Here is a 17,380-nt window from a genome sequence, read left to right on the forward strand (position 1 = left end):
ATCGGCGCCACCACCTCACCGCAAGAACAGCGCAGGTGCCTGAGTCGCCGAGCGAGACGCCGCACAGACACCCCCTGCTGCTGAAGCCGCCCGAGAGCATCCAACTCACGCTCTTCGAGCCGGTCCGGGACTTCCGGCGCTATCGGAACCCGAACGGCTCGAAGGGGCGCTCCTGGACAGGATTCACCCCGGCAGATCCCGGATATGCGGACTTCCTCGTCGATCGGGCCAGGGACGTCGCGGCGGTACGGGGCTGGAACCACTGCACCATCAAGCGCGTGAAGTGCGGCTTGATGATCCTCTCGGCCCTGCACCAGCCTTCCGAAAGGATCAAAGCCACCACGGTGCACGCACTCTCCCGGGACATCGATGTTCCCGCAGTCCATCTCATCGACATACTCAACGATCTCGACATCCTGCTCGACGACGCACCCGACCCCCTCGAACAACTGGTCAGAGCTCACCTCGTAGTGCTGCCCGAGCAGATACGCGTCGAGGTGACCGCCTACTTCGACGTCCTCCGCAACGGAGCCCCCCGCCGCCGCCCCAGGTCGCCTCACACAGTCGACATCCACCTGCGGCTGATCGTCCCGTTCGCTGCCCAGTACTGTGCCCCCCGATACTCGACATTGAGGCAGGTCACCCCCGAGGACATCACTGTCTGGCTGTCCAAACGGAACAACGTCCAGCGTGAAATCGTCGCGCTCCGGGACATGTTCAAGACGCTCAAGTCACAGCGGCTGATCTTCGCCGACCCGGCCCGACGCATCAGGCCCGGCAACACCCTCGTCAACCCGCCCACGCCGGTCGCGGAGGACCAACTCAAACAAGTGGCCAGAGCCGCGGCTGAGAGCCCGGCCCTCCTGGCCGTCGTCGCCCTTGCCGGCATCCACGCCCTCTTCCCGCACGAGATCAGAATGCTCCAAGACGCCGACATCGAGCTCAGCACCGGGCGCTTCCGGCGGGGCGAGGTCAGTCGGCCCCTCGACGACTTCACCGCCGAAGCCATCCGCACGTACCGGCGCTACCGTGACGCCCGCTGGCCCGACTCGGCAAACCCTCATCTCCTCCTCACCCAGCAGACAGCCAAGAGGGAGAGTCCGGTCAGCGACTTCTGGCTCAAGCGCCTGTTCAAGGGGCTGACCGCCACGGCCGACAGCCTCCGCCAGGACCGGGTACTCGAAGAAGCGATCGCCGCCGGACCCGATCCCCTCCGCATCGCCACCATGTTCAACCTCAGCGCCCAGGCCAGCCTGCGCTACACCCGCGCAGCCAGCCCCGCAGGCACCGAAAACGACGACCGGGTAATACTCCAGCAGTAGACCGTTACGTGCCCTGGTCTGGGGGGCTCTGACGCTGGCGGAAACTCAGGTGGCCTCAACGCATCATCCGGATAGAGTCAGGCGGTGCCCGAGCTGAAGCAGTTGCATGCTGGCCATGCTCCGGCGGTTCTGGCCTTCGAGCTGGCGAACCGCGCCTACTTCGCTGCCTCGGTCTCCGACCGCGGTGACGAGTTCTTCGACCAGTTCGCCGACCAGTACAGCGCCTTGTTGGCTGAGCAAGAGGCCGGCATTGGCGCCTTCTACGTGCTCATCACCGAGGACGGCTCCGTTCTGGGCCGGTTCAACCTGTACCGCTTCGGGGACGGTACTGCTGAGCTCGGTTACCGGGTCGCACAGCACGTCGCCGGCCGCGGCGTGGCGACCGCGGCCGTCCGGGAGCTGTGCCGAGTGGCGGTGGTGCGGCACAGGCTGCGCACACTGCGGGCGGCCACCTCCCATAACAATGCCGCGTCCCAGAGGGTGCTGACTTCTCTGTCAAGTTCTGCGTGTTGAGTTCTTTGGTTGTCAATTGGACGTTGGGGGCGGGATTGGGGCGTCCTGACCCGGCGGGGCTTGTGCGTCGCGCGGTAACCGGTTCGCGTTCGCAGCCCAGCCGTTGGTCCGTGCTTACCTGGGGGAACTGGTGTCTTCTAGCAGTAGCAGGGCCTGATCATCGCGTAAGTCATGTGAGGCACGATGTCGATGTGCTGGTACGACGGAAGGCGTTATCACCGTAACGTTGGCGTTCGCGTTCAACGCCGTTGCGCCCTCGCGATGCGACTGTCGAGTGGCCCGGCCGTACGGTGTGGAACCCCATCCGGCCCCCAGCCGGGCCGTCCTGCAGGGGTCCCGACGCAGCCCGAATCGAATGTCGTCAATCTCCGCCGCCGTCCTGACTCTGGAGCGGCAACGCTGAAAAGGCTCACTGTCCGCGCCCGCATGCTGCCTCACCGACCCTTGACCGGGTCATAAGGACCCTGATGCGCGGCTCCGCCTGTTCGAACGACAATCCTAGGTGTGTCGCGCTACATGCTTACCCTCGCACCAGCAGCAATACCCAGCAGGAGATGTGCTGACTCAGGGTGCCATATGTCTGAATGAGCTCCTTCCGGACGAACCCACCTGCCACGCCGATATTTCCAGGAAGCATCAACATTCGTGACTTGACCAATATCTGCATGGACGAAATCTTGCCCCACCGCTGGGAGTTCAATACTCTTGATCAACCCTGACGGCTGGATTGCCCCATAGGCCCCTATGCCTGGGATTCCTTCGACTATTCTGTGCCAGAGTGTTAGGGCTCTATCAAATCGTGAAAAAGTCAGGATGATGGGTCCACCGATTGGAGCCTTCACCAAGAGATCGGAGAAGCGACCTGCGAAGTCATCAGCCCTAGCTGCCATCTGAAAAACCAGCAGCGTATCGACCGCATACTGGTAGCCTTTGTCACCCCAGGGCCACGATAGTGTTGGAGGCTTTGGGTCAGCAGCCACTCTTATGGCTTCTGCAAGGAACCTGCCGCCAAATGAATGACCAACGCAGTGTAGGTACTGTCCGGACTTCGTTCGCAGCGTCGGCGGCAGGTCTCGCGGGACCTGACGAGAGGTATTCAAATAACCCAGGAGCTGAGCCAAAATAAACTCTGCATGACCACCTGTAGTCATGCCGTGAGCTCGGTCACGAATTCGACGGTAGCCCGAGGGAAACGGGTTGCTCAACGACGGCCACACGACCAGGACATAGAAGCCTCGATAGCGCCCAAGAGCAGGGTAATTCTGGGGATGGGATGAATATAGCCGGTCCACCATTTCGAAGAGCTTGCAAGCTGCCGCAGTGGCCCTCTGAGGGGGATTCCTCCAACCGTGGACGAACACAAAAATATCAGTAGTTCCAGATGGGATACTAAGCATTCTATCGAGGAAATGAGGGACGCCTCTGGAAGGTACCGGAAGGGAAGTGCTGGGATCTATTAGGTTCCCATCTTCGTCAAGTTCAATGGTTACATGAGGAAGGCTAGATTCGAAGTCATTCATACCTATCCTCCACAGAAGTGCATGTCCATTCCTCGGTACATTGCGAAAGCCAGACCTAGGGGGTTTCCTCGATCATCGGCACTCTCTCGAGTTATTTCTCGAACAACGTCACCTGCCTGCGCCCCCTTACGGAGCATTTTCTCAAAGAACGCCTTAGCGTACTCGCGTGAAAAAACCGCTGGGACATCCACGTGCGGCCCGAACAAGCAGCTTGCGCCTCTAGCAAGAAGTTCGCGACCAAAAGCCTGGTAGAAAAGAGACGACATTTGCCCCCCTTGGCACGCATTGACGAACACCAAGGGGTTATGGCGCAGCGGGTTCTGATTTAGCCAGGAAGTAAAATCAGTGGTGCGTATCGGATCTTGGTCAGTCAATTTCAATTGGGACTGACCAGGAGCGAATGCATGGGTGATCCCTACCCCGTGGCATCCGAAGTAAATAATTTGATCATTGAATCCCGGCGCCTTCATATCTCTGGCAAGTCGTTGCTTAGTGGTCCGAAGGTGACGATCGCATACATCCTCAAACATGCTAATTACCGGGCCAACACATGGAGTCTCGTAGTACTCCTCATCAAGATTGAGGTCTACATTCACGCCCGCTATAGCCGGCCCATCATGAATCGACAAACAGGTTGAGGGCTTGGGAATCCGGGCAAATGTGTGCTCAATCAGGTGATTGTATCCCCAGAAGCCTTGCCAATTCCATTGCGCTCCTTCCTCGTCCAGGTCAATGTCGTCCGTTTCAGGGAGGTACAGCATCCACCAGGGGGCGAACAAATCGTCTGAGGTGATAGTGACGACCTGTTCTTCCTCACGCAGACAGGACGCCAAGGCTGCGGCGATCTCAATCAGCCCTTGATCACCAGTATGGAAGAGCAATCGGAAGAGTTTGTGCCCCTCTCGGGCTAGCTGCGGCATTACTTTATCGAGACGGGCACGATGTCCAGCGTCATCGGATAGATCCCACCTATCTGAAAATGGAAACCAGCCCCCTTGACCGGAACGCAGCTCTCGCAGCTTTATCACCTTATCCTGCCAAACTTCTACAAGACTGAAAACAGCTTCATGAACCGCAGCCCTATCGAGATGAATTTCTCCATCCAACATGCCATTTCCATGGTCTGGGATAGCTGATCCCCACGCCCATACGCTATAAGTATCGCGATTCGTGGCTTCGAAACGAAGATGCACTGACCTTCGGTGTACCTTGTGATTCGTTCTGGAATTTTGTTGAGCGGTATTGTCGTGAGTCACCGACAGAGGGATTTCAGGGGCCATGGGAATCACTTCCGCACTCGTCGCACGTCAACGCTTCCTTGCAATTCCTGCAATAGGACACCGGTGTTCTTTGAGTGCACGAGAAACCGCAGGTCCAAATTCTCTTTATCCAGCAGCAGCTCAAATGCAAGGGGCTGTCGTGAAGAGCCCTCGAAGGGAAATACGGCCTGAGCTGCTGCGGGTATAACCTCTGCACCCTCCGCCTGCAGCGCCACGACCACATCTTGAGGAGCAGCTGACAAGCGGTCATCGCTTGGCTCAATGCTAAAGAGGATGCGCAAGGCCCCCTTATCTTTATCATTCGTAAGCGAGTGGACCCAAGCCCTCGCCCTCCATAGCGGGATCGGCCCTTGCGTCTCTGACGGCTTGCTTTGATAACAACGAGGCAGGCGCTGAATCAAGACGCTTTGCGGGCGGGGGATGTCATCGAAATGAGTGACGATCCCTCCTATGAGAACATCGAGATCAGATGCCTTCAAACTACCCCGAAGGAGTCGCTCGTTGATGCTACGCAGCAAGGGCGAAATGGGCGCCCGGGATGCTGCCCAGGCCACTTGGCGAGCTATTTTCCGACTGCTCCATATGTTCCCAATATCCACTGCCCGCCTTGCAGCGCAGAGGAGTCCTCCAAGGTCTGGATACCAGGCATAATTTGCCCAACGCGCTACGAGGCGGGTTGTTGTATTCACCGCTGCGGCTTGATTTGTTAGCTCTGCAGCCCTAAGGAGAAGCTCGGAGAGGAGTACTCCTCGCTCGGCATTATTTAGAGACTCCAAAGCCTTCCAGCCCCTCGCCTGCGGCCCACTGAAGGAAGACAAGTCCACCAGCCAATCTCTCTTGCGAAGCTCGTTCCTGATCTTCTCCGCAAGAACCTCTGGAATATGCCGCACGCCGTCCGTGAGAGACCTCTGATGATCTTTCGATCCTTCACGCAGCATTTCTTTGAGGAAGCGATTCACTGCTTGAGCTGGACGCCTGTCCAGGTCTTTCTCCAGCTGGACCCTTATTGCGTCCGGCAATTTTCCCATGTTCCGCAAAGCGTAATAGCTATTGTCTGGATCCCCTACCACCCTGTAAAAGGCTACGCTATCCGCCTCCACGATTAGGTCATGCAGAGCCTCATAGTTGTTGTAGCGAGCAGATCCCACTGCGATCCAAAAGGCTGCCGGGTCTTCCTCGTTAACCTTAAATGGGAATTCCGATGGCTCCTTTTCCTGGAAAGCAAGACATTGTGCCGCAAACCGTCGATCGCTTGGCTTCCCATCCAGCATGGCTTGAAGCATCTCAATAATCGATTCGTCACTATCTCCCACTTCCCCCAATGCGTGAAGGGCAATATCTTGATGAGGATCCGTGCCGTCAAGAGCAATGCCTCGCAAGTGCTCGCGTATACGGCTAGATCCAAAATTTGCTGCTACCTGAATCTGAAATGGCCGATCGAGCTCGTCTACTAGCCTTAGGGCGTTGTCCAAGAACGCCGTAAGGCTGTCGCTTGTTGTCTCACGCAGTGGGAGCAGCGTCAGCGCCTGCAACGCCATCCGGTTCAACACTGCAGTTCCATGAATCGCGAGACTTAGAAGCCCACTCACCTCATTATCTGATGGGTTGGACTCGCCGAGTTGAACCTCGACAGGCAAGGAGAGCGGTGTCCATCCTTCGACTTCAACCGTTTCGTCCCAAGGTCGCTCTGTCAGTGATTCGAGAGCTGCCGGGTCTGCCGATACGGCAACCACCAGTGCAACGTCGCCGTGGGCCACGGTAAATCCTGAAGTAGTTCCGAGAGGAACAGGCTTCCCTGGGGGTAGTTCTTGCAAATCGACATTGGTAGCGCGAAGCTCTCCAGCCATATCTCGAACGAGGAGCACGGCAAAGACGTCCTCATCTCCTCGGTTTACACAGCGGACAGCTACATGTTCTCCCACTGGCAAGGGGTCATCATTACGATCCACCTGCCAGTCTCCATTGCGTAGACGCAGGATCTCCAGCTGAATATCTACGACTGGAGGTGGGGTAAGGGTCGAGGCGAGAGACATACAATCTCCCTGCAAGTCACAGATCGCGATCGCTATTCACGCCGATGCCCGAGAAATCGCCAGCCAGCAAGAAGGGTTTAGGCTCGCGGAGATTTGAGCGATATCACCAGCTCGAGGCAACTGCCCGCAGGATCAAGCCTAATCCGCAGAACCACACGTCGCAGCTCGAGGAGGGGACAGCGGCCCTGGTCAAGTGGGTCACCATGCTCATCGTCACCCGCGAGGGTGACCGCCGCTGCAAGCTCCCGCCGCACCAACGTGCCCTCGTCGGCCTGCTGTATCTGCGGCGGCACGACACCCTGTCGGAGCGAGCCGGCCGTCAGTGACAGCCTCTCGCTCGCCCGGGGCTCCGGCCAATGAGCGTCTACGGGGACAGGCTGGTGGAGGGCGCGCGGCCGGCGAGCAGGTCGACGACGGCCGCCACGTAGGCGTGGGCGGTGCCCACCGAGACACCGAAGCCGACAGCGATATGGGCGAGTATGGGGGAGGCCCTTCGGCGGAGGCTTCCACCCCAGAGGCTGCGATGAGTGCTGATGTTGCCACTAGCTCACATGTCGGTGCCGTCGCTTCAAGAACGTCCCTGAGGAGCTCGCGGCCGGGGCTGTGTGGGTAGCGAGCGCACCGTGGGATCTGGAGCGGCGAGCCGCTGACGCAGTTGCCGATTCTCCATCTGCGCCTGGTGCAGGGCGCCGACCAAGGCTTCGACGTCGGCTCGCAGGGCCGCAAGCTCTTTGGCGTCCGCAGCCCGCAGTTCCTTGAATTTGGTCACTTTGCGGCGCAGCCACTTCTCGCTGTCTCCGGCATGGCGCCGCGGGCGCGGACCTTGTCGTAGAACTCGTTCTTCAGGTCCAGGTGGCGCTGGGTGAGCGCATTGCGCGGAACCTGGGCCTCCTGGGAAAGGGCCACGATGGTCAAGGCGCCGCTGGAGTGCTCAGGGGCGTCGGCCAGGATCCGGCCTATGGCGGCCTGGATGCGGTCGCGTTCGTCGGGAGCAGGGCTCATTTGGGGTCCTCCTGGACTATGACGCGGTTGCGGTAGTGCGAGTCGGCAAAGGCACGAAGGCGGCCGGCGCGGCGGCGGAACCGGTCGGCCAGCGGGATGGCGACGAGTTCGGATCCGGCCTGCTTCTCCAACCGCTCAGCCAAGGTGATGAGTTGATCGGCGTGGTGGTCGGTGCGCGAGATGTTCGCGCAGGACGGCTGGCAGCGGTCCAGGCTAGGGGCCTCCTGCTGGCCCCCCCAGCCGGTGGCATAGAGCCTTGTCACGGTTGTAGACACACAGACGGACAGTTGCGGGTTGTTCAAGATGTCCTTGGCGGCCCGCGCGCTCACCACGGTGCCGATGAACTCCGGTGCGTGGGCGTCTGCGTTGATCGCGCGGCGTGCTGCTGGTCCGGAGATGCCGACTCCCTCGCTCAGGTCGGCGTTCAATGTGGCCAGGGTGTCGACGGTCGCCCGGGCGGTTTCGATGTCGAGGAGATCGTGAATGCCCTCGCGGCTGCGCGAGGCATAGGCGGCGCTGACCACCGTGCGCATGTGGCCGTGACCTGCGTGGTTACTGACCCGGAGGTCGGTTACTCGATCGTCGTGGTGTCGGGTGGCCGGGTTGCGGGGGTGGCAGCGATAGTTTCGTGGCTGGAGGAGATCGAGCGACGAGGCCGCGACTCGGGAGAAGATCGGGGAACTGCGCGCTCGGCTTGAGGAGTTGAGCGGATTCCTCGCCGAGCAGGAGGCGGTGCTGCCCCGTCTGGTGATGAGGATTCCTGAAGTTGGGTCTGGGCGGACCGACTGCCGGAAGGCTGCGGCCACCGCTGATCATCGGCGTGGTTCGCGTCGCCGACTGCAGGGGGTGACGCCACGAACCCACGGTCAGGCACCTTCGAATCCCCCAACAGTACCTACAGTTCAGATTTCGATACCTTCAGAAATCGTGAACTCGCGGGGATTTGACGGTGGCCGGATCGATTCGCTGGGGCTCGATGAGAACGGGGCGCCGGTGGTCGTGGAATTTAAGCGCGGCACCGCGGCCGGCGTGATCAATCAGGGCCTGTATTACATGGCGTGGCTGATGGCGCACAAGGACGCTTTCCGGCACCTGGTCCGCGACCGGCTCGGGGTATCGGCCGCGTCCCAGGTGCTGTGGAGCGCACCCCGGCTGATCTGTGTCGCCGGCGACTTCACCCGCTACGACGGGCACGCCGTACGCGAGCATAGGCGCAGCATCGACCTGGTCCGCTACCGGTTCTTCGGCAAGGACCTGATCGGACTTGAGACCGTGGCTTCCGTTACAGGGCGGACGCCAGCCGCGTGGCGGGTTCGCCGGAGCGCGGCCGGGCTGCCGCCCGCCCGAGAGCAGGTCGGTGAGCTGGCGGCGCTGGCGGAGGCGGTTGATGAGGTGCTGCTCGGCCTCGGGGACGGCGTCAGCCGGGTGCAGCGCAAGCAGTACCGGGCCTATCAGCGCCTGCGGAACTTCGCCTGCGTTTGCCCGCCGCAGAAGACCAAGCTCCTCGTCTATCTCAAGGCCGACCCGAAGGAGGTCGACCTCATGCCTGGCTTCACTCGGGATGTGACGGGGCTGGGTCACCACGGCACGGGCGACCTGGAGGTGCAGTTGCGCTCCGAGCGGGACTTGGAGCGGGCCGTGGACCTCTTCCGCGCCGGCTACGCGGCAGCGTAGCCGTCCGGTGTGTTTGTGACGTGAGGGCGTACGGGGTTGGGCTGCTGTGGATGTTGTGGTGGTCGTGCCTTCCGATGTACGGGCAGGTAATGGCGGTGGATCATCAATGATGCGCGGGATCGCCGGTTTGGCCAACCGGCGATCCTCGGCTATGTTCCGTCCCCTCGGTCGCCGGAATTGCTGTCCGGCGTGAGCGACATGGCTGCTGAGCTTGAACTCGTGATGTCGCAGTGAGCTCGACGGCTGTCTGGCAGAAACCGGACTCGCCCTCCGGGCCAGATAGTCACCGGCCCCGGGAGATTTGGGGCCGGGCTAGTGTGATGCGCCAGAAATCCTGAGGGTTAGTAAGTACCCTGTTGTCATGTCGCATTCGGGGCCTTCTGCTGTGGCGATCACGTTGTCCGAGGCCGAGCGTGCCGAGTTGTTGCGCCGGACAGAGGTGCCGCACCGGCGCTCGGCTGAGAAGGCCCGCATCATCCTGGCGTGTGCTGACGGCATGTCAAACGCGGGTGTCGCACGGCTCGTGGGTGTGCAGGCCAAGACGGTCGGCAAGTGGCGTCGGGCTTTCGCGGCGGAGCGGATGGCCGGGCTTGAGGACGCCAGCTGGATTGGCCGGCCGAAGGCCGACCTGATCCTCGACGATGCTGAGCGCGGGCAGCTGCAGCAGTGGGCGCGGCGGGCCAGGACCGCCCAGTTCCTCGCGTTGCGAGCCAAGATCGTGCTGCGCTGCGCGGAGGGCGGGACGAACCAGCAGGCTGCGGCCGACCTCGGCATCGACAGGTCGACCGTGGACCGCTGGCGGGCCCGGTTCATCGCGAAGCGCCTCGATGGTCTGCATGACGAGCCGCGCTCGGGCCGGCCGCCTTCGATCCTCCTCGACCAGGTCGAGGAGGTCGTCGTGGCCACCCTGGAGTCGGTTCCGGGCGAGGACACGCACTGGTCGCGGGCCTCGATGGCCCAGCGCACCGGCCTGTCGAAGTCGACGATCGGGCGAATCTGGAAACGGTTCGACCTCAAGCCCCACCTGCAGGACTCCTTCAAGCTGTCCACCGATCCGCAGTTCGTCGCCAAGGTCGTCGACGTTGTCGGCCTGTACCACCACCCGCCCGAGAAGGCGGTCGTGCTCTGCGTGGACGAGAAGAGCCAGATCCAGGCTCTGGACCGGTCCCAGCCGGTGCTGCCGATGATGCCGGGCATGCCCGAACGCCGCACCCACGACTATCTGAGGCACGGCATCACCAGCCTTTTCGCCGCCTTCAACATCGCCGACGGCACCGTCATATCGGCACTGCACCGCCGCCACCGGGCGATCGAGTTCAAGAAGTTCCTGATCCGGATCGACAAGGCGGTGCCCGCCGGACTCGACGTGCACCTCGTCTGTGACAACTGTGAGAATCTACGCCACCCACAACACCGCCGAGATCAGGACGTGGCTCGGCAAACACCCCCGCTTCCACGTCCATTTCACGCCCACCGGCTCCTCTTGGATGAACCAGGTGGAGCGGTGGTTCGGCCTGCTGACCGACAAGCTCATCCGCCGCGGCGTCCACAGGTCCGTGAAGGCCCTAGAGGACGACATCACTGCGTGGATCGACACCTGGAACGAGAACCCGCGGCCTTTCACTTGGACCAAGACAGCCGACGAGATCCTCAACTCCCTCGCCGACTACCTCACCAAGGTCGGAACCACCGGCCAGAAAACAGAGCAGAACTAACCCTCAGGATTTCTGGCGCATCACACTAGCGCCCGCCTGGCGGCCACCGAAACGGCCGTACCGGACGAGCATCCTCGAACCTGACCGACACGCAGTCCGACAGCGGACGCCGTCGACGCTCGCGCTTGCCCACCACACTCGACACCTCGACGTACGGCGCCGTCCCTTCCGACCCAGCCGATACCGACATACGACACCCCCAGCCCGCTCGCCCCTCACGACTAGCCTCGCGCTTTCACGAGGCGGGGCGTCCGAGGCTTGATCAAATAAGCGGAGAGTGCTCCTGACCTGCAACGATGGGACTTGTCTAGGGTCCTGTTGGCTGCACGGAAAGAAGCACTCTCCAGGTGAAGAAGCGTATCGGGTCGTACCCGCGTGTCCGCATCGAGGGCGGCGGCCGGGCTGTTGTCTCTCAGGCCGGGGGCGTGCTGCTGGTCGAGACCGTCCGCAAGGCCGGCTTGGACACCGCGATATCAGCGGCGCTGACGCCGTGGCGGAAGGCTCGGGCTGTGCACGACCCGGGCAAGATCCTGCTGGACGTGGCCCTGGCGGTCGCGTTGGGCGGGGACTGCCTCGCGGATGTCGGCATGCTGCGGGCCGAGCCGGCCGTGTTCGGGCCGGTGGCCTCCGACCCGACGGTCTCCCGCCTCATCGACGCCCGCAGCCTCCGGGGAGAAAGCCCTGCGGGCCATCCGTGCGGCGCGGGCTGAAGTCCGCCAACATGTCTGGCGGTTGGCCGACCGGGAAGCGCCTGATGTGGGCGGGACGGTGACCGTGGACCTCGACGGGGTGCTGGTGATCGCGCACTCGGACAAGGAAGACGCCGCACCCACGTGGAAGCGAACCTACGGCCACCACCCGCTGATGGGGTTCGTCGACCACGGACCGGGCGGCACGGGTGAACCGGTCGCGGCCCTGCTCAGAGCAGGCAACGCGGGATCGAACACGGCCACCGACCACATCACCGCCGCCCAACTGGCCCTGGCCCAGCTGCCGAAGAAGTACCGGCGCGGGCGCCGGACCCTGATCCGCACCGACTCCGCGGGCGGCACCCACGACTTCATCGCCTGGCTCGCTCAGCGGGGACGGCGGCTGTCCTACTCGGTCGGCATGGTGATCACCGAGCAGGTCCACCAGCATGTGCTGAAGGTTCCGGCATCGGCCTGGACGGCGGCCGTCGAGGCGGACGGCGAGATCCGCGACGGCGCCTGGGTCGCTGAACTCACCGGCGACGTTCTGGACGGCTGGCCCAAGGGCATGCGGCTGATCGTCAGGAAGGAACGACCGCACCCCGGGGCCCAGTTGCGGCTCACGGACGCGGACGGCATGCGGCTGACCTGTTTCGCCACCAATACCTCGGGCCGGCCGATCGCCGAGCTTGAGCTCCGTCACCGGCTGCGGGCCCGGGCCGAGGACCGCATCCGCGCCGCCCGGGCCACCGGCCTGCGCAACCTGCCCCTGCACCGCACGGCCCAGAACCGGATCTGGCTGGAGATCGTGCAGATCGCTCTCGACCTGCTGGCCTGGATGCCGATGCTCGCCCTGACCGCCAAGGCCAGGCTCTGGGAGCCCCGCCGACTACGGCTCCGCCTGTTCACCGCGGCGGGACAGCTCGTGACCACCGGCCGTCGGCGAATCCTCCGCCTGGCCCGGCACTGGCCCTAGACCAGTCACATCACCGCAGTCCTCGACCGGCTCACCCAACTGCCCGACCCCGGCTGACCAGAAGATTCCCGTCCCTTCGACAGCACCTCAACACCCGGAGCAGTGGAATCCGGCGCCATCCCGAGGCGACGCTCGGGCCCTCCGCCTGCACAGCCTCAGCCCACGGCACGAAAACGGTCCACCGACTCCGTCGGCGGACCGTCACGAAACTTCGAGGCTAGATTCACTGTCAAAGAAGCCGTAACGACTGGGTTCGCTGTCAAACGCCTCGATTGGATGACAAAGCGACTGGGTTCGCTGTCAAAGGACAGATTCGCCCACGGCAGACGGGAAAGAGCTCCAAGACACTGGCACCTGCTCCGGGATCATGTCAACGTACAAGACCCCGGAAACACCAGGTCAGCGAGAGTAGCGGGCTTCGAGTCGGCAAGGCGGCCGGCCATTACGGCAGCCAGCTGGTATCTCACGCTGCACGGCCTCCTCGTAGAGGCCCTGAATAAGGAGCACTACCTGTCGAATGCGACTCTCCGATCCGCCCGTTTCGCTGCTCCCCATTCGGTTGGTGACCTGGGCGCGTGGAGCGCACAGGGGCGATAGGACTGTGGTGCCCATTCCACGGCGGTGACTCTCTGTGTCTGTGTGGCCGGGCTGTTCGGTGAGGGTTTGTTGCAACGCAGCGGACTGCCGGTACTGGGCGGTCCTCACGCACTCGGCCCACCCCGGAGCCGCACGCAGCCATCCCGGGTTCAGCGTTCCCGGCCCCAGTGTCTGGTCGTACTAGCCGTTCTTCTGAGTCGTGCGGGGCGAAACATAGACCATGATCGCCGGTTAGCCAAACCGGCGATCGTGACGACCATTGAGGGTGTTCGCAGCGGCTGCGCTTGGCGGTGGAGCCGTGGCGGACGCAGTACTGACCTGCCGAGCCAGCCGACTTCGACCGCACGGCGTCCGTAGCGGCACTCCGAGTCGCGGATTGTCCGCGATTTTTCCCTGCCTCACGACAGGCAACGGCTGGGCCGAGCACTGGATTCCGCCCAGCCGGGCTCCCCCCTCCCGCACCCCACAGAGGACCACCGATGCCTGCACGACCTTTCCCTGCCCCCACTGCTTTCTCTGCAGCCGTACGCACGGCCTTCCTGACCGTGAAGGACGCCGCCGATTACCTCGGCCTCTCACCCCACACCCTCTACGTCTGGCGCCACCGCCGTCAGGGACCGCCGAGCTTCCGTATGGGCCCCCGCGGTCGCGTCATGTACCGGCGAGAAGCCCTCGACGCCTGGATCTATGAACAGGAGCAGGCCGACTCCCGTTCCAACCGGGCCCTGAACCCGCTGAGCGCAGATCCACAGCAACGCAGCCGGGTCAGCGCCTGACGTTCCGTTCGTCATTGAGCACCGTTTGCAGCCCCTCGAAAAGGAGACTCCCCTGGCCGGCTACATCGAAGACCGCTGGATCAAGAAGAAGAAGGACCCGGTCACCGGGAAACGAGAGCGAACCGCCCGCTACGGCAAGGGCAAGCGATACAAGGTCGCCGGCATACCCGGAGTCCGGGACCGATCCTTTGACACCCTGGAGGACGCCAAAGCGTGGCTCCGGCGATCAAGTACCGACCAGGAGCGCGGCGAGTTCGTCGATCCAAGGGACGGCTCCGTAACGCTCGCTGAATACGTCGAGCGGTACTGGATGCCGGGCGTGCGTGGTGAAGCCAAGACGCGCAAGGGCATCAACGAGCGGATTCGGCTACACGTGATACCGCACCTGGGCGATGTATCGCTGAACGAGGTGTCTGCGGCCGAGCTTCGTGCCTACATAGTCAAGCTCGAAGCCTCGTGCTCGCCGCAGTACGCCCGCAGCATTCTCTCGACGCTGTCGAGCGTCCTAGAGACAGCGGTTGATGACAAGCGTCTTGCTCGGAACCCGATGAGGTCCAAGTCGGTCCGATGGCCGAAGCTGCCCGATGAGCGTCGCGAGGCGTGGCCTGAGGCGTTGGCTCGGAGGGTGCGTGATGAGATCAGCCAGAGACACCGTATAGCGGTAATTCTTGGGCTTGGGTGCGGTCTGCGCCAGGGCGAAGTCTTCGGCCTGAGCATGGAGGACGTCGACCACGCGCGCGGAGTGCTCCACGTCCGACGTCAGGTGCAAATAGTCAATGGCCGGAAGTACTTTACGCTTCCAAAGGGTGGCAAAACCCGCGTTGCGGACATGCCGCGCTCCGTGTCCGACGAGCTGGTGAAGCATGCCAGGGCATACCCCGGCGACAAGGTCGAGCTTCCCTGGGGCGGTCCTGAGTTGGACAGGGAGCGGAAGAAGTTCGGCCTCGTACTGACAACGAAGTACGGGAACGCGATCGCCGCCAACACGTGGAACACCGAGATCTGGAAGCCTGCCTTGGCTAGGGCAGGTGTCATCCCTCCGCGTGTCAAGGGGGCGAAACCTTGGCAGTGGCAAGCGGCACCGAAGGACGGGTTCCATGTGCTGAGGCACACGTACGCGTCCCTCGTGCTGGAGGCAGGAGAGTCGGTCGTCACACTCGCCAAGTGGTTGGGGCATTCATCGCCGACCATCACGCTCGATCACTACGCGCACTTCATGCCGGAGGCGGGGAAGAAGGGGCGCAGGGCGATCGATAGCCTGTTGGGGGAGCGGGCCGAGGAGAGTTCCGGTCCAAACTCCCCAGATTCTCCCCAGGCCCGATCCTGAGTGCGGATTCGACCGTCCGACGCGCGTAAACAGCGAGGTGAGACCCCGTATGTTCACCACTCGACCGACGCTCCAGGGGACCTTCGGCATGGTGTCCTCCACGCACTGGCTGGCCTCCCAGTCGGCGATGGCGGTCCTGGAGGACGGTGGCAACGCGTTCGACGCGGCCGTGGCGGCGGGCTTCGTCCTGCACGTCGTGGAACCCCACCTCAACGGGCCCGCCGGCGAGGTGCCCATCGTCCTCGCGCCCGCGGACGGTGAGGTCCGCGTGTTGTGCGGACAGGGCGTGGCCCCCGCCGGGGCGTCGGTCGAGCACTACCGGGGGCTCGGGCTGGAGCTGGTGCCCGGCACGGGGCCGCTGGCCGCCGCCGTGCCGGGCGCGTTCGACGCGTGGATGCTCCTTCTGCGCGACCACGGCACCAAGGACCTGGCGGACGTCCTGAAGTACGCCGTCGGGTACGCGCAGGACGGTCACGCGCCCGTGGAGAACGTGGGGGCGACGGTCGAGTCCGTGCGGGACCTCTTCGAGAAGGAGTGGCTGTCGTCGGCGGAGGTGTACCTGCCGGGCGGGCGGGCGCCCCGCCCCGGTGAGCTGTTCCGCAATCCGGCCCTGGCCGCGACCTGGCGAAGGCTGCTCGCCGAGGTCGAGGGGGCGGGCGGCCGGGAGGCCCGTATCGAGGCGGCGCGCGAGGTGTGGCGCTCCGGCTTCATCGCCGAGGCCCTCGTCCGGCAGGCCGGGCGGCCCACCCTGGACACCAGCGGCGAACGGCACACCGGGACGCTCACCCCGGCCGACCTCGCCGCCTGGTCCGCGTCCTACGAGGCCCCGGCGACGTACGACTGGAACGGCTGGACCCTGTGCAAGGCCGGCCCTTGGAGCCAGGGCCCGGTCCTCCTCCAGCAACTGGCCCTGCTGCCGCCCGACCTGCCCGCGTACGGGTCCGCCGACTACGTGCACCTCCTCATCGAGGGCTGCAAGCTCGCCATGGCGGACCGGGAGGCCTGGTACGGGGACGCGGCGCCGGTGCCGCTCGACGAGCTGCTGTCCGACGAGTACAACGCCGGGCGGCGGGCGCTCGTCGGCGGGACGGCGTCGTACGAGCTGCTGCCGGGTGAGCCGGGGGGCCGTGCTCCGCGACTGAGCGTGCACGCGCGCGTGGTGGCCACCGATGAGCCGGGCTTCAGTCCCATGGGCGCCGGTGAGCCCACGGTCGCCAAGGGGCTCGGGGGCGCCGGTGAGCCCACCGTCGCCAGGGGTCCTCGGTCACCGGTGCCGGGGGAGCCCGAGGTCGCGGCGGACGGGAGCACCCGGGGCGACACCTGCCACCTCGACATCGTCGACCGCTGGGGCAACATGGTCGCCGCCACGCCCAGCGGCGGCTGGCTGCAGTCCAACCCGGTGGTGCCCGAGCTGGGCTTCCCGCTCGGCACCCGGCTGCAGATGGCCTGGCTGGACGAGGGGCTGCCCAACTCCCTCACCCCCGGGCGTCGGCCGCGCACCACGCTCACCCCGTCGCTGGCGCTGCGCGACGGTGTGCCGGTCATGGCCTTCGGCACGCCGGGCGGCGACCAGCAGGACCAGTGGCAGCTGCACTTCTTCCTGGCCGTGGCCCTGCGCCCGCCGGTCCGCGGCGGCCTCGACCTCCAGGGCGCCATCGACGCCCCGAACTGGCACAACGACAGCTTCCCCGGCTCCTTCTACCCGCGCGGCATGCGGCCCGGCAGCGTCACCGTCGAGTCCCGCATGCCCCCGGAGACCGTCGCCGAACTGCGTCGGCGCGGCCACGACGTCGTCGTCGGTCAGGCATGGTCCGAGGGCAGGCTGTGTGCGGTCGCACGGGACCCGGCGACCGGGGTGCTGTCGGCGGCGGCGAATCCGCGCGGGATGCAGGGATACGCGGTCGGGCGCTGAGCGCAGGCGGGTCCCCGGCTCTCGGCGGACGCCGGCCCGCCCCG

At 64.0% G+C, this 17,380-nt stretch carries 11 protein-coding genes and 4 pseudogenes; 9 read left to right on the forward strand and 6 right to left on the reverse strand.

Features of this window, described 5'->3' with window-relative positions:
- The first annotated feature begins 35 nt into the window (after window positions 1-35).
- Complete coding sequence (locus tag OG858_RS36955) at window positions 36-1,322, forward strand: hypothetical protein (protein ID WP_328544030.1); 1,287 nt, start codon at window positions 36-38, stop codon at window positions 1,320-1,322.
- An 84-nt stretch (window positions 1,323-1,406) separates the two neighbouring features.
- A complete protein-coding gene (locus OG858_RS36960; protein ID WP_328544029.1) occupies window positions 1,407-1,835 on the forward strand; it encodes a GNAT family N-acetyltransferase in 429 nt (142 codons plus the stop codon).
- A gap of 512 nt (window positions 1,836-2,347) precedes the next feature.
- Here OG858_RS36960 and OG858_RS36965 read toward each other — a convergent pair.
- The 3 genes from OG858_RS36965 to OG858_RS36975 form a co-directional block, all read right to left on the reverse strand.
- Complete coding sequence (locus OG858_RS36965) at window positions 2,348-3,355, reverse strand: hypothetical protein (RefSeq protein ID WP_328544028.1); 1,008 nt, start codon at window positions 3,353-3,355, stop codon at window positions 2,348-2,350.
- A gap of 2 nt (window positions 3,356-3,357) precedes the next feature.
- Window positions 3,358-4,464: a hypothetical protein gene (locus OG858_RS36970; RefSeq protein ID WP_328544027.1), complete on the reverse strand. Its 1,107-nt coding sequence runs from the start codon at window positions 4,462-4,464 to the stop codon at window positions 3,358-3,360.
- Window positions 4,465-4,640: 176 nt separating this feature from the next.
- Window positions 4,641-6,668 (reverse strand): hypothetical protein, encoded by a 2,028-nt coding sequence (locus tag OG858_RS36975; protein WP_328544026.1) that lies wholly within the window; start codon window positions 6,666-6,668, stop codon window positions 4,641-4,643.
- Window positions 6,669-6,871: 203 nt separating this feature from the next.
- Here OG858_RS36975 and OG858_RS36980 point away from each other — a divergent pair.
- A pseudogene (locus tag OG858_RS36980) lies at window positions 6,872-6,982 on the forward strand (IS5/IS1182 family transposase); the annotation flags it as partial.
- A 71-nt stretch (window positions 6,983-7,053) separates the two neighbouring features.
- On the opposite strand, the pseudogene OG858_RS36985 reads toward OG858_RS36980, so the two are convergent.
- From OG858_RS36985 to OG858_RS36995, 3 genes and pseudogenes are all read right to left on the reverse strand, one after another.
- Window positions 7,054-7,146: pseudogene (locus tag OG858_RS36985) on the reverse strand (transposase family protein); the annotation flags it as partial.
- A gap of 287 nt (window positions 7,147-7,433) precedes the next feature.
- Window positions 7,434-7,670, reverse strand: coding sequence for a hypothetical protein (locus tag OG858_RS36990; RefSeq protein ID WP_328544025.1), 237 nt, complete (start codon window positions 7,668-7,670; stop codon window positions 7,434-7,436).
- Window positions 7,667-8,203: a hypothetical protein gene (locus OG858_RS36995; protein ID WP_328544024.1), complete on the reverse strand. Its 537-nt coding sequence runs from the start codon at window positions 8,201-8,203 to the stop codon at window positions 7,667-7,669. The genes OG858_RS36990 and OG858_RS36995 overlap by 4 nt, the downstream gene beginning before the upstream one ends.
- Before the next feature lie 394 nt (window positions 8,204-8,597).
- Between OG858_RS36995 and OG858_RS37000 the strand changes: the two genes are divergently transcribed.
- The 6 genes and pseudogenes from OG858_RS37000 (at window position 8,598) to OG858_RS37025 (ending at window position 17,336) form a co-directional block, all read left to right on the forward strand.
- On the forward strand, window positions 8,598-9,344 hold the full coding sequence (locus OG858_RS37000) for a DUF5655 domain-containing protein (RefSeq protein WP_328544023.1): 747 nt from the start codon (window positions 8,598-8,600) through the stop codon (window positions 9,342-9,344).
- A gap of 385 nt (window positions 9,345-9,729) precedes the next feature.
- Window positions 9,730-11,059 (forward strand): annotated as a pseudogene (locus tag OG858_RS37005) (IS630 family transposase).
- Between the two features lie 347 nt (window positions 11,060-11,406).
- Window positions 11,407-12,724, forward strand: a pseudogene (locus OG858_RS37010) (IS1380 family transposase).
- Between the two features lie 1,076 nt (window positions 12,725-13,800).
- Window positions 13,801-14,097: a helix-turn-helix transcriptional regulator gene (locus tag OG858_RS37015; RefSeq protein ID WP_327745312.1), complete on the forward strand. Its 297-nt coding sequence runs from the start codon at window positions 13,801-13,803 to the stop codon at window positions 14,095-14,097.
- A gap of 25 nt (window positions 14,098-14,122) precedes the next feature.
- Window positions 14,123-15,424, forward strand: a complete 1,302-nt coding sequence (locus OG858_RS37020) for a tyrosine-type recombinase/integrase (RefSeq protein WP_328544022.1) — start codon at window positions 14,123-14,125, stop codon at window positions 15,422-15,424.
- A 49-nt stretch (window positions 15,425-15,473) separates the two neighbouring features.
- Window positions 15,474-17,336: a gamma-glutamyltransferase family protein gene (locus OG858_RS37025; protein ID WP_328544021.1), complete on the forward strand. Its 1,863-nt coding sequence runs from the start codon at window positions 15,474-15,476 to the stop codon at window positions 17,334-17,336.
- The last annotated feature ends 44 nt before the right edge of the window (window positions 17,337-17,380 follow it).

It is taken from the genome of Streptomyces europaeiscabiei (assembly GCF_036346855.1).
Taxonomy (GTDB): Bacteria; Actinomycetota; Actinomycetes; order Streptomycetales; family Streptomycetaceae; genus Streptomyces; species Streptomyces europaeiscabiei.

Bases quoted from the DNA above. Each gene is read 5' to 3' on its own strand.
- OG858_RS36965 (WP_328544028.1), bottom strand. From the start codon at position 3,355: ATGAATGACTTCGAATCTAGCCTTCCTCATGTAACCATTGAACTTGAC.
- OG858_RS36995 (WP_328544024.1), bottom strand. From the start codon at position 8,203: ATGCGCACGGTGGTCAGCGCCGCCTATGCCTCGCGCAGCCGCGAGGGC.
- OG858_RS36990 (WP_328544025.1), bottom strand. From the start codon at position 7,670: ATGAGCCCTGCTCCCGACGAACGCGACCGCATCCAGGCCGCCATAGGC.
- OG858_RS37015 (WP_327745312.1), top strand. From the start codon at position 13,801: ATGCCTGCACGACCTTTCCCTGCCCCCACTGCTTTCTCTGCAGCCGTA.
- OG858_RS37025 (WP_328544021.1), top strand. From the start codon at position 15,474: ATGTTCACCACTCGACCGACGCTCCAGGGGACCTTCGGCATGGTGTCC.
- OG858_RS36975 (WP_328544026.1), bottom strand. From the start codon at position 6,668: ATGTCTCTCGCCTCGACCCTTACCCCACCTCCAGTCGTAGATATTCAG.
- OG858_RS36970 (WP_328544027.1), bottom strand. From the start codon at position 4,464: ATGTTGGATGGAGAAATTCATCTCGATAGGGCTGCGGTTCATGAAGCT.